Source organism: Pseudomonas sp. GB2N2, assembly GCF_054897705.1.
The window spans coordinates 5,804,856-5,818,562 of record NZ_CM142701.1; the positions used below are offsets into that span (position 1 = coordinate 5,804,856).

Sequence of the window (13,707 nt, forward strand, 5' to 3'; positions counted from 1 at the left end):
AGATACACATGAAAGTTACTAAATTTAATGATTTCAACGATTTTGTTCCGCCCGACCGGAAGGTCATGAGAGCCAGTCAGGATCACTTCAATCTGGCGGTCGCTGGTAAAAAATTTGCATTCCTGCCGGGCGTGCAGGAAAAAACACTGTACGTCCGCGACCAACTCAATGCCGACGATCAGCAGATGGGTGAAGATATCAAACGGGTAGTTGTTGCACTGAGCAATGTCGGGCTCGCCAGTGCCCTGACTCGCATTGAAGAGATCAAGCACGCGACAACCATTACGCCCAGTATCTGCGAAGAGAAAATCGAAGAACTGGTGAAGTATTGCTACCGCCGCGCTGTGAGTGCGCAGGCACCGGTGGAGAGTGCGATTAATCATTTACGGCACACGCTTCAGAACTTGGGTGAAATCCGCTTTGCCCATGTGGGGGCGGACATGGTCCAGATTGAGTCAGACCGGCTTGCCCGACTGCGCCAAAGCGCCGCAAGACTGGAAGAAGACCACGAAAAACTTCGGATCGAGAAACACAGCATTGATCAGCAAATCGCGCAATTCAACGCTCCGAACTGGCGGGATATTTTCAATAAGCAGGTCCCAGGCGCTGCCGAAATAGAAGCGATCCTTAAACTCGTGACGACCAGCAAACCTGATCGCGAGTTTCTTGAGTTAGCGCTCAATCGTCTGAAAGGCAATCTGGAGGGCATTGAAGAGGGACGACGCTATGCAAACCTGGCGCAAGCGAGGGACGGTGTTCGCGGTCGAATCGATGGCGTGAAGTCAGAGCTGCTCGATATCGAGACGCACATTCTTGATCAGTCCCTGAAACTGCAAAAGATCGAGGCCATCGGGGCTCTGGACCAGGTGACTGAAAACTGGTTGCAGCAAGCTCGAAAGGTGCTGGCAGCCTATGAGTATTTTTCAACAACGGCTCAGCCTCAGTTGATTCGCGACGTACAGAGCATTCAACTGATCGCCGGTTACCATGAATCGATGCTCAACTACCTGAAGCACATCACCTGGCGTTAAACCGGTTCTGAACGGTTTTTTACAGTGCGTGAGCCTGGCCTTGCAGCCAATCCAGCAATTCGGTCAAGGGGCCACTCGGTGCTGGCTTCTGAGGATGGACAATGTAATACGCCAGCCCCGTGCGCACTTTCAGGTCAAAGGGCATCACCAATCGGCCGGCGCTCAAGTCGTCTCCGATCAGGGACCAGTCACCAATGGCGACGCCGGTTCCCTGTGATGCCATCGACATCGCCAGGTCCAGCGTTTCGAAATGCTGGCCTTTACCGACATTGCTCAAGTGCACATCGGCGCTGGCGAGCCAGGCTTTCCAGTCCCGTTCATCCCGTGTCGGGTGCAGCAGCAGGTGGTGCTGCAGATCATCCGGTGTGCGCAGTGGCACCGGGCCTTCGAGCAACGGCCGTGAGCAGACCGGTGTCAGTTGTTCATCAAACAGGTGATGGCTGACCAATGCACTGTCGGGCGGTGCACCGTACATCACCGCCGCATCGAATTGCTCGCGGTGGAAGTCCACGCCGTGCTTGACCGTGGTGGTCAGCTCCACCGGCACATCCGGACGTTCCCGCTGCCACTGCATCAGGCGCGGCAACAACCAGCGCATCACGCAGGTCGGCGCCTTGAGTTGCAGGGTTTCACGCTTCTCGCCGATCTGCTCCACCGCCTCATCGATCAAACCGAAAATCTGCTGCACCCGTGGCAGCCACGCCCGTCCTTCGGCAGTCAGGTCCAGGCCTCGGGCCTGGCGAATGAACAGCTCATAACCCAGATGTTCTTCCAGCCCGGCGATCTGCCGACTCACCGCGCCCTGGGTGATGAACAGCTGTTCGGCGGCGCGGGTGAAGTTGCAGCACTGCGCGGTAATCAGAAAAGTGTGCAGCGCCGGCAGGGGAGGCAATCGTTTCATCGGGATCCAAGGTATGACGTGAAGACATGGCTAGTATGACTTTTTATCCATTGTTGCGGCTACGTGTCGCCCGTTCCAATGAGGCCATCCCTGGACCTGCCCACTCATCATAAACACTGCGCAGGCCCGGCGTCTCAAACGAACAAGAAGGGCAAAAGACATGGCGACGTGCGGCGAAGTATTGGTCAAGTTACTCGAAGATTACGGGGTTGATCAGGTGTTCGGCATCCCCGGGGTTCACACCGTGGAGCTGTACCGCGGGCTGGCCCGTTCGAGCATCAACCACGTGACGCCGCGTCACGAACAGGGCGCCGGTTTCATGGCCGACGGTTATGCGCGCACCAGCGGAAAACCGGGTGTGTGCTTCATCATTACCGGGCCGGGCATGACCAACATCACCACCGCCATGGGCCAGGCCTACGCCGACTCGATCCCGATGCTGGTGATCTCCAGCGTACAGACGCGCAACCAGTTGGGCGGCGGTCGCGGCAAACTCCATGAGCTGCCGAACCAGAGTGCGCTGGTGGGTGGCGTGGCGGCGTTCTCCCACACCTTGATGTCGGCGTCGGAATTACCCGGCGTGTTGGCCCGCGCATTTGCGCTGTTCCAGGCCGGTCGCCCGCGTCCGGTGCACATCGAAATTCCGCTGGACGTGCTGGTCGAAGACGCCGACGACTTGCTCGGCAGCCTGCCGGTCAACATCGACCGCGCCGGTGCTTCGCCAAGCGCGATCAGCCGCATGACCGAGCTGCTCGCCGGCGCCAAGCGCCCACTGATTCTCGCTGGGGGCGGTGCCATCGATGCCGCTGCTGAATTGACTGAACTGGCCGAGCTGCTCGACGCGCCGGTCGCGTTGACCATCAACGCCAAAGGCATGCTCGAATCCAGGCACCCGCTGCTGATCGGCTCGACCCAAAGCCTGGTGGCGACCCGCGCGCTGGTGGCCGAGGCCGACGTGGTTCTGGCCATCGGCACCGAGCTGGCCGAGACCGATTACGACATCACCTTCGCCGGTGGTTTCGAGATTCCCGGCAAGCTGCTGCGCGTGGACATCGACCCGGATCAAACCGTGCGCAACTACCCTCCGCACATCGCGCTGGTGGCCGACTCGCGCAACGCGGCGCAAGCCTTGCTGAGCGCGCTGTCGCACAAGTCGCTGGCCGAGCGCCGCAACGATTGGGGCCAAGTGCGTGCCGCGCGTCTGCGTGAAGACCTCGCTGCAACCTGGGATGCGCCGACGCTGGCGCAGACCCGCTTTCTCGAAACCGTTTTGCACGAATTGCCCAACGCGGTGTTCGTCGGTGATTCGACCCAACCGGTGTACACCGGCAACCTGACCTTCAATCCGGAGCGCCCGCGCCGCTGGTTCAACTCGTCCACCGGCTACGGCACCCTCGGTTACGCCTTGCCGGCTGCCATTGGCGCGTGGCTCGGCGGCACGCTGGAAAAAGGTGCACGGCCTTCGGTGGTGTGCCTGATCGGTGACGGCGGCCTGCAATTCACCTTGCCGGAACTGGCCAGCGCCGTTGAAGCGCGCACCCCGGTGATCGTCCTGCTGTGGAATAACCAGGGCTACGAAGAGATCAAAAAATACATGGTCAACCGCGCCATCGAGCCGGTCGGGGTCGACATCTACACCCCGGACTTCATCGGTGTCGCCAAAGCATTGGGTTGTGCCGCCGAAGCGGTCAACGGTGTCGAGCAACTGCGCCACGCACTGCGTTCCGCCGCTGACCGCCAGGGCCCGACCCTGATTGAAATCGATCAGACCCAGTGGATGAAGGCGGTGTCGAAATGAGCTTCCCAACCACAGTGGATGGTCTGTTCATTGACGGAAAATGGTCAGCGGGCGGCGAACATCTGCGCGTGATCAACCCGGCCACCGAAGCGCTGCTGACCACCGTCAATGGCGGCGACGAACGCGCGATCAGCCAAGCCGTGAACGCGGCGACCGAAGCTTTCAAGGCCTGGTCGCAAACCACCGGTGCCGAACGTGGCGCGATCCTGCGCCGAATCGCGGCGGGGGTGCAGGCCGGTCGCGAGCAGTTGATGCATTTGCAGTCGAGCAACAACGGCAAGCCGCTGTTCGAAGCGGCCATCGACGTCGATGACGTGATCGCCACGTTCGAGTATTACGCCGGCCTGGCCGAGGGTCTCGACGCCAGACAGGACAGCAATGTCGAGTTGCCTACGGACGATTTCAGCGCCCGCGTGCGCCGTGAGCCGTGTGGCGTGGTCGGCCTCATCGTGCCGTGGAATTTCCCGATGGTCACCACTGCCTGGAAACTCGCCCCGGCCCTGGCCGCTGGTTGCTGCGTGGTGCTCAAACCTTCGGAAGTGACGCCGCTGCCAGAGCTGGAACTGGCGGCAATTATCGCTGAAGCCGGGCTGCCCAACGGCGTGTTCAACCTGGTCTGCGGCACCGGCCTTGCGGTGGGCGCACCGCTGTCGGCCGACCCGCGCATCGCCAAGATATCCTTTACCGGCAGCAACGCTGTCGGTGTGCAAGTCATGCAACGCGCCGCCGAAACCGTGAAGGGCGTGAGCCTGGAACTCGGTGGCAAATCCTCGCTGCTGGTGCTGGCCGATGCCGACATCGAACTGGCCGTGGAAGTGGCGTGTGGCGGTGGTTTCTTCAACGCCGGGCAAATGTGTTCCGCCACCAGTCGCGTGCTGGTCGCCGATGAACTGGCCGACGAATTCCTAAAGCGCCTGAAAGCGCGTGCCGAAGCCATTCGCGTCGCGGACCCGTTTGACCCTGCCGTGGAGATGGGCGCGCTGGTCAACCAGGCGCAATACCAGCGTGTGCTCGGTCACATTGATCGCGGTTTGAGTGCCGGCGCCAAGCTGATTTGCGGCGGCAATCGCCCGGCAGACTTGCCACGCGGCTATTTTTTGCAGCCGACGATTTTTACCGAAGTGCCCCTCGACAGTGCGTTGTGGTGTGAGGAGATTTTCGGCCCGGTGATTTGCGTGCGCAGTTTCACCTGCGAGGCCGAGGCGATTGCCTTGGCCAACGACAGCCAGTTCGGGCTGGTCGCCAGCGTCGTCACGCGTAACGCCGATGCCGCGGATCGGGTCGCCAACGCTTTGCAGGCGGGGCTGGTGTGGATCAACGCGCCGCAAGTGATCTTCCCGCAAACCGCCTGGGGTGGTTACAAACAGAGCAGTATCGGCCGGGAATTGGGGCCGTGGGGCTTGCAGGCTTTTCAGGAAATCAAACACGTGATTCGTGCCGTCTGACGGCACGAAAAGGGTGAACGCATGCCTCATGGCGAGGCATGCGCTGGCGTCATGGCTCCAATGAATTTTTATCGATAGTCAGCCGTTTTGCACGACCTCAGGATGAACTCACCGGCTCAGCCAAGCCCCCGAAAATACGGGGGATAACGCTGATCCGACCGCACGGATACACACGGATACACGCGGATAAACTAGCTTTCGACCTGCCTTATACCTACAAAAACAAAGGGAGTCCGTAATGGGCGAGCATGATCTGAACAGACGTCAATTCATCAAGACCGTAGGCGTAGCCTCGGTTGCAGCGGCAGCCATGAGCCTGCCTTTCGTGCGGGCGAATGCCAGCGACACGCGTTTCCAGGGCAAGACCCTGCGCCTGCTGACCTGGTCCGATGACACCGGTCTGGCAGCGCTGCGCAACATCGCGGCGACCTTTGAAGACAAGTACGGCTGCAAGGTCATCGCCGACCGTACCGGCAGCACCTCGGAAATGGTCGCCAAACTGAAAGCCGGCGGTGATCGTCCGCAATACGACATCATCACCCTGGCTGGCGTCGGCGCCGAAGGTCTGGCCGCCGCCAACCTGCTGGAAAAACCCGACCTCAATCGCATTCCCAACCTGGTGGATGTTCCGGAGAAATACCGCACCGGCGCCAATGGCCACGGCATCGGTTACCTGCTCTGGTGCAACAGCCTCGTCTACAGCACCCGCACCATCAAGGAAGCGCCGGACAGCTACGCCGCCCTGTGGGATGCCGAACTGTCACCTAACATCTTCCTGCCGCCGCCGAACTGGACCGAGGCCATGGACCTGATCATCATCGCCGCCAAACTGGCTGGTGGTGACGAGCACAACATCGAACCGGGCTTCAAGAAACTCGCCGAGTTGAAGGACCGCGTGGTGACCCTCGGGGAAAACCCGAACCAGATCGCCGAGCTGTTCCGCACCGGTTCGCTGGACATGGGCGGCCTGTACGCACCGGCGTTCTTCCCGAAACAGATTCGCGATCCGGCCTACGGCCTGAGCGCGACGTTCGGCATGAAGGAAGGGTTCTACACCGACCTGATGCAGTCGGTGATGCCGAAGAATCGTCCCGGCGATACCGACCTGGCCTACGCGTTCATCAACCATTCTCTGGACCCGCTGGTGCAGGGCAAGATGGCCGAAGACATCTACAACGGCCCGGTCAATGCCAAGGCGATCATCTCCGCCGAAGCGCGCAAGAGCCCGTACATCCTCACGCCGGAGCAGATTGCCGAGAAGGCGATCATGCACGACAACGCTTTCCTGGCCACCGTGCATGACCAATGGATTCGTCGCTACACGGAAATCTTTTCTTCCTGATCGAGTGGCGAACACGATTCCGAAATCACCCTGAGTTCCCTTGTAGGAGTGAGCCTGCTCGCGATAGCGGTCGGTCATTCAACATTGATGTCGACTGACACACCGCTATCGCGAGCAGGCTCACTCCTACAAGGGGCAATGTGGTTTTGAAGGTTGTATTCGCCAGCTGCTTTCCATTGACGAGACCCTTGCTATGGAACACCAACCTCTGACCCATCCGGTAAGTGCCGCGCCAACGCGCGCACGTCGGGGTGTTTCGCCGACGACCCGCGCGTGGTTTTTCCTCTCGCCGTCGATGCTGTTCCTTGGCGTGCTGATTGCCGCCAGCCTGTTGGTGCTGCGCATGAGCGTGGGCACCAAAGGCGCGGAGTGGACCGGGTTCAGCCTGGCCAGTTACGCCCAATTACTGGAACCGTATTACCTCAAATCCTTGCTGCTGACCCTGCGCCTGGCGCTGATCAGCGCCGTGATCGCCGTGGTGCTGGCGATACCCGTGGCCTACACCATGTCGCGCCTGACTTCACCGTTCATACGGCGGATCTTCCTTGCGGCAGTGCTGCTGCCGTTGCTGGTCAACCTGCTGCTGCAAAGCTACGGCTGGCTGGTGATTCTCGGCCCCGGCGGCATGCTCAATCAGGCGTTGATGGGCCTGGGCCTGATCAAGCGACCGATCATGCTCCTGTACAACCAGAACGGCGTGCTGATGGGCCTGGTGCAGACCGCGTTCCCGTTGGCCGTGCTGCCGATTGCCAGCGCCATGCGCGGCGTCGCGCGCACCTATGAAGAGGCCGCTGCCACCTTGGGTGCCAGTCGCTTGCAGGTGTTCCGGCAAATTGTTTTGCCGATGAGCCTGCCGGGCATCATCACAGGCGCCACGCTGGTGTTCGCCTACAACGCCAGCAGTTTTGTGGTGCCGTTGCTGCTCGGTGGCCGCCGTGTGCCGATGCTCGCGGTGATGGTGCATGACCAGATCGCCCCGCTGATGAACTGGCCTGCCGCCTCCGCTGCCGGGGTGGTGCTGATCGTCACCACGCTGGCGATCATGACCTTGTCCGAATACATCACCGGCCGTCGTCGGCGCATGCTGGAGGCTTCGCAATGAGCGCTGTCATCAAGAAACGACACTCGCTGTTGCCGGGTGACACCGGCAAGTTCGCCGGCATCCTCTCGGGCTTCATTCTGCTACTGGCGGTGCTGCCGATCCTGACCATGATCGTCATGTCGTTCAGCGGTGCGTCGAACCTCGACTTCCCGCCGAGCAGCTACAGCCTGCAATGGTACAAAGCGGCCTGGCACACGTTCGCGTCGCCGGACGCCAGCGACGTGCTGAGCCTCGGCAAAGCCATGACCACCAGCCTGATGGTGGCGTGCCTGACCATGGTCTTCGCCACGATCATCGCGGTGCCGGCGGCGTATGCGCTGACCCGTTGCGAGTTTCGCGGCAAAGCCGTGGCGCTGCAGCTTATGTCTTTGCCCTTGGTGTTCCCGATGGTGGTGCTGGGCCTGGCGCTGCTGCTGATCTTCGACAGCCTGCCGTTCCAGATGACCACCTCGCGGCTGGTGATCGCCCATGTGATCCTGGCGCTGCCGTTCGTGGTGAAGAACTGCACGGCGGCGATGCTCTCCATCGGCAGCGAAGTCGAAGAGGCCGCGCAAATGCTCGGCGCTTCACCGCTACGGGCGATTGTCGATGTGGTGGTGCCACTGATGAAATCGGGGATTCTGGCGGGGATGCTGCTGGCGTTTATCGTCTCGTTCAACGAGTTCACTGTGACCTATTTCCTCTACACCATCGACGTCATGACCGTGCCGATCTGGATGTACAGCCGCACCGTGTCCTCCCTCGACCCCACTGTATTTTCGTTTGCCGTGCTGATCGTGCTGATCGACTTCGTCCTGATCTGGGCGCTGGAGAAGCTGGTCGGTGAAGGTGGCGTTTCGTTCTGATTTCTTGAGGTGATTTATGTCTGGTCTGATTCTGGAAAACGTCGAGAAACATTACGGCTCGGCCTGCGCGGTAAAGGATGTAAACCTGCATTTGCCGGAAGGCAAACTGGTGTGTTTTCTCGGCCCGTCCGGCTGCGGTAAAACTACATTGCTGCGGATGATCGCCGGGCTCGAAACCCTCACCGGCGGCGAGATTCGCCTGGACGGTGAAGACATCGGCAACACCCCGGCGCATCAGCGTAATTTCGGCATGGTGTTTCAATCGTTGGCATTGTTCCCGCACATGACGGTGGGCGAGAACATCGCTTATCCGCTGAAACTGCGCGGCGTCAACAAGGCCGATCAGCAGGCGCGGGTCGTGGAGTTGCTGGAACTGATCCAGTTGCAGGAAATGATTGACCGGCCAGTGGCGAAACTCTCGGGCGGCCAACGTCAGCGCGTGGCGATTGCCCGGGCAATTGCCAACCACCCGAAAATCCTCCTGCTCGACGAACCGTTGTCCGCGCTGGACGCCAAGTTGCGCGAGTCGATGCAAGTGGAAATCCGCCAGTTGCAACAGCGCCTGAACATCACCACGATCATGGTGACCCACGACCAGCGCGAAGCCATGACCATGGCCGACATCGTCGTCGTATTGGGCGAACATCGGGTGCAACAGGTGGGCACGCCGATCGAGATTTACCGGCACCCGGCCAACGAATTTGTCGCGGACTTTATCGGCTCGGGCAACATCTTCCCGGCCACGGCGCTGGGCAACGGCAAGGTCGGCTTGCCCGGTGGCGCCGCGCTGGAAGTGCCGATCTGCAGCAGCATTGTGGTTGGCGAGAAAGTCAAAATGCTGATCCGCCCGGAAGACCTGCAACTGTCACACCCGCAAGCGACGGCGGGGAATCGGTTGCTGGGCACGGTGACATTCGTGCGGGATATAGGCGCGACGATCGAGACGACGGTGGAGTGCTCCGGGGTGTCGTTCACGGCGTTGAGCACACCGTGTCAGGGGTTTGGTTTGAGCATTGGCAACCCGGTGTCGGTGACCTTGCCGGCCGAAGCCTGTCGCGTCCTCGGTGCCTGACCGGCTGGCCCCATCGCGATTGGAATGCGTTTCCCTGTAGGAGTGAGCCTGCTCGCGATGGGGCCGGCACTTGCTCCACAAAAATCCGGATCAGACGGTCAAGCGCAATCGCGCCAAATCTCTTAGCGGCGGTGCGCCGAATAATCGGCTGTACTCGCGGCTAAACTGCGACGGGCTTTCATACCCGACGCGATACCCCGCCGCCGACGCTTCCAGCCCTTCCGCCAGCATCAAACGCCGCGCTTCCTGCAGCCTCAGCTGCTTCTGATATTGCAACGGACTCATCGCCGTCATCGCCTTGAACCGGTGATGCAGCGTCGACACGCTCAGGTTCACTTCCTTCGCCAGATCATCGATGCGCAACGGTTGCTCATAGTTGCCATTGAGCCACTTGATTGCCTGGCTGATGCGGTGGCTCTGGCTGTTGGCGATGGCAATTTCATACAAGCGATGGCCCTGTGGACTGCGCAATAACCTGTAGAGAATCTCCCGGCGAATCAGCGGCGCGAGCATGGCGATGTCTTTCGGCGCATTCAGCAACCGCGCCAGACGCAGCACCGCGTCGAGCATCGCCGTGTCGATCCGCTCCACATACAGGCCGCGCCCGGTTGGCCGGGTCGGCACGCCGAGTGGCCCGGCGTCGGCAATCAGCGCGGTGATTTCCGCCGGATCAATGTCTAGCCGAACCGCAAGAATCGGTTCTTCAGACGTGACGTTCACCACCCGACCGCTCAACGGCATCGAGACCGACACCACCAGATAATTCAGCGGGTCGTAATTGAAGTATTCATCCGCCAGCCGCACTTCCTTGCGTCCCTGAGCCATGATGCACAGCGCGGGTTGTGCGAGCACCGGGGCAAAGTCGTGGGATTTGCTGTGGCGCGACATGCACAGCGAGCCCACCGCCGTCGCATAATTGCCATCCTCCTGGGTGTTGCGAAGAATGATGGCTGCGAGTTCCGCGCGCTGTTTCTCCATGTCGGCGTCCAGCGGGGCTTGAAAGTGATCGAGTGACGACATGCAGGGCATCCTCGGCGAAGCAGTGGGAATGAGCTGAGCATAAGTTTGTGCAAGACAGAGCGGTAGACACATCCTGCGAAATGCTTGCCTGATTCTGCATGGGGTTGAAGCGGGACGCTTCTATGGCAGTTCAGCACCGGAAAACTTGCTTGAACCTCGTGTTTAAATGCTGTGAGCGGTTTTACACATTGTTACAGGTGCACACGACAGCCGCGCAGGATTGTGCAACAAGCCGGCAGGAATCGACTAACGGCGCGGTGCTCGGGCGCTTAACCTTGAATCCTGTCGCAGCCCGTCCCACGGCTGCAACTGGAGTACCTGGGAGGGTTCACCATGTCTACGCAGATTCCCGTCAGTCATATGGCCTTTGTCCGCGCTCGCGCCGGGCGTTCGGCGGAACTCGGCGCACGTCTGAGCGCCTTGATCGAACCGTCGCGCAGCGCAGCGGGTTGCCTGAGTTTTTCCTTGCAGCATTCGCAGTGCGATCCGGAGTTGTGGCTGGTGTCCGGTTTCTGGACGCATCAGCAAGCCATGACCGCCTACTTCGGCACACCGGCGATGCAGATTTTCGCCGAGCTGGTGCAGGAGCTGGTGGTTAACAGCCTGGATTTTCATACCTTCAAGGAGGTGTCGGCGGCTCAGGCAACAGAACAGTCCCAGTCCTGGGTACACAAAATGGCGGGTTGAGGGTTTAATGGTCCAGCTCTCAATTAGCCCTCAATCAGCCAGGATCACCGACATGGCACGCAAAGCCTTTGAAACCTTCGAAGCCGTATCCGCCGTAGTCCCCCGCGAGGGCGGTTACTACGCGGCGATTGCCACCAAACCGATCGGTGGCTCGGGCGCGCCGCGCTTCAACAAACTGCTGGAAGAGCAAACCTTCAAGACCGCCACAGAAGCGGACGACGCCGCCGCAATGCAGCTAACCCGTCTCAAAGGCGTTGGCGAAGACGGCGAGTTGATCTGGTAGTCGCTTATCTGGTCGCTACTTGACCGCCCCCGGGCGGAACATCTTGAACAACGCCTCCGGCCCCAGCTGAAAATAATCCGCTGGCCCGCCGCCGCGCAGGATCGGTTCTGCCGCGGCGGTGTCGTAAACGCCATCCTTCAACAGCCACTTCGCGATATGCACGGCGACCACTTCGCCGAGGATCAGCCAGCTCGGCACCACATTGCCGTCGGCCCGCTGCAGCTGGATGATCTGCGTGACCTTGCATTCAAAGGACACAGGGCTCTCGGCAACGCGCGGCACCTGGATGACTTTCGACGCGACGGGGGTCAACCCCGACAACTCGAATTCGTTGATGTCTGGTCCGACCATCGCGCAGCTCTGGTTCATCTGCTCGGCCAGCGGCCGGGTCGCCAGGTTCCAGGCGAACTCGCCGGTCTGCTCGATGTTGTTCAAGCTGTCTTTGCGCCCGACGCTGGAAAAACCAATGATCGGCGGAATGTAGTTGAAGGCGTTGAAAAAACTGTAGGGCGCCAGGTTCAGGCGGCCGTTGGCGTCCTGGGAAGAAATCCAGCCAATGGGACGCGGACCGACGATGGCGTTGAACGGATCGTGCGGCAGGCCATGGCCGTTGGCGGGTTCGTAGAAGTGGATGTCGTCGGGCATGGAGGGATTCCTGGGCGGTGTGCGGATGGGCTTCTGTAGGAGCGAGCTTGCTCGCGAAAAACGTTTGAACAACGCGGTCCGTCGGGCGACCCACGTTATCGCTGTCATCCATCGCGAGCAAGCTCGCTCCTACAGGGATATGTGTTGGGCAAAAAAAGGGGCAGACCCGCCAAGGTCTGCCCCCTTTTTTGTAGCGCCTACGGGCTTAGTCCGTCTCGATCCGCGAATGCTTGCGGGTGTCTTTCATGGTGATGTACACCAGCAACGACACGGCAATGCACGCGGTGACATACCAGTAGTAACCGGTTTCCATGCCTATGCTCTTGAACCACAGCGCGATGTATTCAGCGGTGCCGCCGAAGATCGACACGGTCAGTGCGTACGGCAGGCCGACGCCCAGTGCGCGGATTTCGGTCGGGAACAGTTCGGCTTTGACCACCGCGTTGATCGAGGTGTAGCCGCTGACGATGATCAGCGCCGCCATGATCAGGAAGAACGCGCCCCACCAGGTCTGGATGGTGTGCAGGGTGGTCAGGATCGGCACGGTGAACAGGGTGCCGAGAACGCCGAAGGCAATCAGGATCGGCCGGCGACCGACCTTGTCCGACAGCCCGCCGATGATCGGTTGCAGGCACATGAACAGGAACAGCGTGGCGGCGGAAATGGTGGTGGAGTCGGAGATGCTCATGCCGACGGTGTTCACCAGGTATTTCTGCATGTACGTGGTGTAGGTGTAGAACGCCAGCGTGCCGCCCATGGTCAGGCCGACCACGGTCATCAGTTCCTTGGGATGGCGCATCAAGGTGCGCATCGCGCTTTCTTTCTTCTCTTTCGCCACCTTGTTGAACGACTCGGTCTCTTCCATGCCACGACGCAGGTACAGCGCGACCACGGCACACAACGCGCCGATGGCAAAGGGGATGCGCCAGCCCCAGGCGTACAGCTCTTCGGTGGTCAGGACGTTTTGCAGGACGATCAGCACGCCGAGCGCGATGAGCTGGCCGGAGATCAGGGTCACGTACTGGAAACTGGAGAAAAAGCCGCGACGTTCCTTGGTCGCCATCTCGCTGAGGTACGTCGCCGAAGTGCCGTACTCGCCACCGACCGACAGGCCTTGCAGCAGACGGGCGAAAATCAGCAGGATCGGCGCGCCGATGCCAATGGTTTCATAACCGGGGCTCAGGGCGATCAGCAGCGAGCCGAAGCACATCAGGTACACCGAGGCCATCAGCGCTTTCTTGCGACCGGCCTTGTCGGCATACAGGCCCATCAGCCAGCCACCGATCGGGCGCATCAGGAAGCCCACGGCGAAGATCGCGGCGGTGTTCAGCAGTTGCGCGGTGGTGTCGCCTTTGGGGAAAAACGCTTTGGCGAAGTACAGGGAGAACGCGGCGTAGACGTACCAGTCGTACCACTCGACCATGTTGCCGACCGAACCGCTGAAAATCGATTTGATGCGACTGGCGGTGGTTCTTTCTTTGGCGGGCGCGGCAGCCGACCCAAGGGGCAGGGCGTTGGAGTTATCCATTGAAGGAT

General features: G+C 60.5%; 13 protein-coding genes. 9 read left to right on the forward strand and 4 right to left on the reverse strand.

The features are described from left to right. Positions 1 to 8: 8 nt before the first annotated feature. Entirely contained in the window at positions 9 to 1,031 is a 1,023-nt protein-coding gene (locus ACYZT4_RS26970; protein WP_461984136.1) for an alpha-xenorhabdolysin family binary toxin subunit B, read from the forward strand. Between the two features lie 19 nt (positions 1,032 to 1,050). Here ACYZT4_RS26970 and ACYZT4_RS26975 read toward each other — a convergent pair whose 3' ends face one another. Next, positions 1,051 to 1,932: a LysR substrate-binding domain-containing protein gene (locus tag ACYZT4_RS26975; RefSeq protein WP_461984138.1), complete on the reverse strand. Its 882-nt coding sequence runs from the start codon at positions 1,930 to 1,932 to the stop codon at positions 1,051 to 1,053. 160 nt (positions 1,933 to 2,092) lie between these two features. Between ACYZT4_RS26975 and ACYZT4_RS26980 the strand changes: the two genes are divergently transcribed. From ACYZT4_RS26980 to ACYZT4_RS27005, 6 genes are all read left to right on the forward strand, one after another. Further along, positions 2,093 to 3,730 (forward strand): 5-guanidino-2-oxopentanoate decarboxylase, encoded by a 1,638-nt coding sequence (locus ACYZT4_RS26980; RefSeq protein ID WP_461984140.1) that lies wholly within the window; start codon positions 2,093 to 2,095, stop codon positions 3,728 to 3,730. Further along, the gene (locus tag ACYZT4_RS26985) at positions 3,727 to 5,175 is read left to right on the forward strand and encodes an aldehyde dehydrogenase family protein (protein WP_461984142.1); all 1,449 of its coding nucleotides are present in this window, start codon (positions 3,727 to 3,729) and stop codon (positions 5,173 to 5,175) included. Before ACYZT4_RS26980 ends, ACYZT4_RS26985 begins: the two co-directional genes overlap by 4 nt. A gap of 238 nt (positions 5,176 to 5,413) precedes the next feature. Continuing rightward, positions 5,414 to 6,517: an ABC transporter substrate-binding protein gene (locus ACYZT4_RS26990; RefSeq protein WP_461984144.1), complete on the forward strand. Its 1,104-nt coding sequence runs from the start codon at positions 5,414 to 5,416 to the stop codon at positions 6,515 to 6,517. 193 nt (positions 6,518 to 6,710) lie between these two features. After that, positions 6,711 to 7,619: an ABC transporter permease gene (locus tag ACYZT4_RS26995; RefSeq protein WP_461984146.1), complete on the forward strand. Its 909-nt coding sequence runs from the start codon at positions 6,711 to 6,713 to the stop codon at positions 7,617 to 7,619. Continuing rightward, positions 7,616 to 8,464 carry an ABC transporter permease gene (locus ACYZT4_RS27000; protein WP_461984148.1) on the forward strand — a complete coding sequence of 283 codons (849 nt, stop codon included), beginning with the start codon at positions 7,616 to 7,618 and terminating at the stop codon, positions 8,462 to 8,464. Before ACYZT4_RS26995 ends, ACYZT4_RS27000 begins: the two co-directional genes overlap by 4 nt. 16 nt (positions 8,465 to 8,480) lie before the next feature. Further along, a complete protein-coding gene (locus ACYZT4_RS27005) occupies positions 8,481 to 9,536 on the forward strand; it encodes an ABC transporter ATP-binding protein (RefSeq protein WP_461984150.1) in 1,056 nt (351 codons plus the stop codon). A gap of 90 nt (positions 9,537 to 9,626) precedes the next feature. Here the strand turns inward: ACYZT4_RS27005 and ACYZT4_RS27010 are convergent, their stop codons facing one another. Then, a complete protein-coding gene (locus ACYZT4_RS27010; RefSeq protein WP_461984152.1) occupies positions 9,627 to 10,556 on the reverse strand; it encodes an AraC family transcriptional regulator in 930 nt (309 codons plus the stop codon). A gap of 333 nt (positions 10,557 to 10,889) precedes the next feature. Here ACYZT4_RS27010 and ACYZT4_RS27015 point away from each other — a divergent pair, with 333 nt between their 5' ends. After that, positions 10,890 to 11,243, forward strand: a complete 354-nt coding sequence (locus ACYZT4_RS27015) for a putative quinol monooxygenase (RefSeq protein WP_461984153.1) — start codon at positions 10,890 to 10,892, stop codon at positions 11,241 to 11,243. A gap of 52 nt (positions 11,244 to 11,295) precedes the next feature. Further along, complete coding sequence (locus ACYZT4_RS27020; RefSeq protein WP_461984155.1) at positions 11,296 to 11,526, forward strand: hypothetical protein; 231 nt, start codon at positions 11,296 to 11,298, stop codon at positions 11,524 to 11,526. Positions 11,527 to 11,541: 15 nt separating this feature from the next. Here the strand turns inward: ACYZT4_RS27020 and ACYZT4_RS27025 are convergent, their stop codons facing one another. Continuing rightward, a complete protein-coding gene (locus ACYZT4_RS27025) occupies positions 11,542 to 12,171 on the reverse strand; it encodes a flavin reductase family protein (RefSeq protein ID WP_461984157.1) in 630 nt (209 codons plus the stop codon). 205 nt (positions 12,172 to 12,376) lie between these two features. Continuing rightward, the gene (locus ACYZT4_RS27030) at positions 12,377 to 13,699 is read right to left on the reverse strand and encodes an MFS transporter (protein ID WP_461984159.1); all 1,323 of its coding nucleotides are present in this window, start codon (positions 13,697 to 13,699) and stop codon (positions 12,377 to 12,379) included. Between the last annotated feature and the right edge of the window lie 8 nt (positions 13,700 to 13,707).

What these genes read in the sequence shown, in the direction of transcription:
- ACYZT4_RS26980 (WP_461984140.1), top strand. Translation starts at nt 2,093, where the DNA reads ATGGCGACGTGCGGCGAAGTATTGGTCAAGTTACTCGAAGATTACGGG.
- ACYZT4_RS27025 (WP_461984157.1), bottom strand. Translation starts at nt 12,171, where the DNA reads ATGCCCGACGACATCCACTTCTACGAACCCGCCAACGGCCATGGCCTG.
- ACYZT4_RS27030 (WP_461984159.1), bottom strand. Translation starts at nt 13,699, where the DNA reads ATGGATAACTCCAACGCCCTGCCCCTTGGGTCGGCTGCCGCGCCCGCC.
- ACYZT4_RS26985 (WP_461984142.1), top strand. Translation starts at nt 3,727, where the DNA reads ATGAGCTTCCCAACCACAGTGGATGGTCTGTTCATTGACGGAAAATGG.
- ACYZT4_RS26995 (WP_461984146.1), top strand. Translation starts at nt 6,711, where the DNA reads ATGGAACACCAACCTCTGACCCATCCGGTAAGTGCCGCGCCAACGCGC.
- ACYZT4_RS27000 (WP_461984148.1), top strand. Translation starts at nt 7,616, where the DNA reads ATGAGCGCTGTCATCAAGAAACGACACTCGCTGTTGCCGGGTGACACC.
- ACYZT4_RS26990 (WP_461984144.1), top strand. Translation starts at nt 5,414, where the DNA reads ATGGGCGAGCATGATCTGAACAGACGTCAATTCATCAAGACCGTAGGC.
- ACYZT4_RS26975 (WP_461984138.1), bottom strand. Translation starts at nt 1,932, where the DNA reads ATGAAACGATTGCCTCCCCTGCCGGCGCTGCACACTTTTCTGATTACC.
- ACYZT4_RS27015 (WP_461984153.1), top strand. Translation starts at nt 10,890, where the DNA reads ATGTCTACGCAGATTCCCGTCAGTCATATGGCCTTTGTCCGCGCTCGC.
- ACYZT4_RS26970 (WP_461984136.1), top strand. Translation starts at nt 9, where the DNA reads ATGAAAGTTACTAAATTTAATGATTTCAACGATTTTGTTCCGCCCGAC.
- ACYZT4_RS27005 (WP_461984150.1), top strand. Translation starts at nt 8,481, where the DNA reads ATGTCTGGTCTGATTCTGGAAAACGTCGAGAAACATTACGGCTCGGCC.
- ACYZT4_RS27010 (WP_461984152.1), bottom strand. Translation starts at nt 10,556, where the DNA reads ATGTCGTCACTCGATCACTTTCAAGCCCCGCTGGACGCCGACATGGAG.
- ACYZT4_RS27020 (WP_461984155.1), top strand. Translation starts at nt 11,296, where the DNA reads ATGGCACGCAAAGCCTTTGAAACCTTCGAAGCCGTATCCGCCGTAGTC.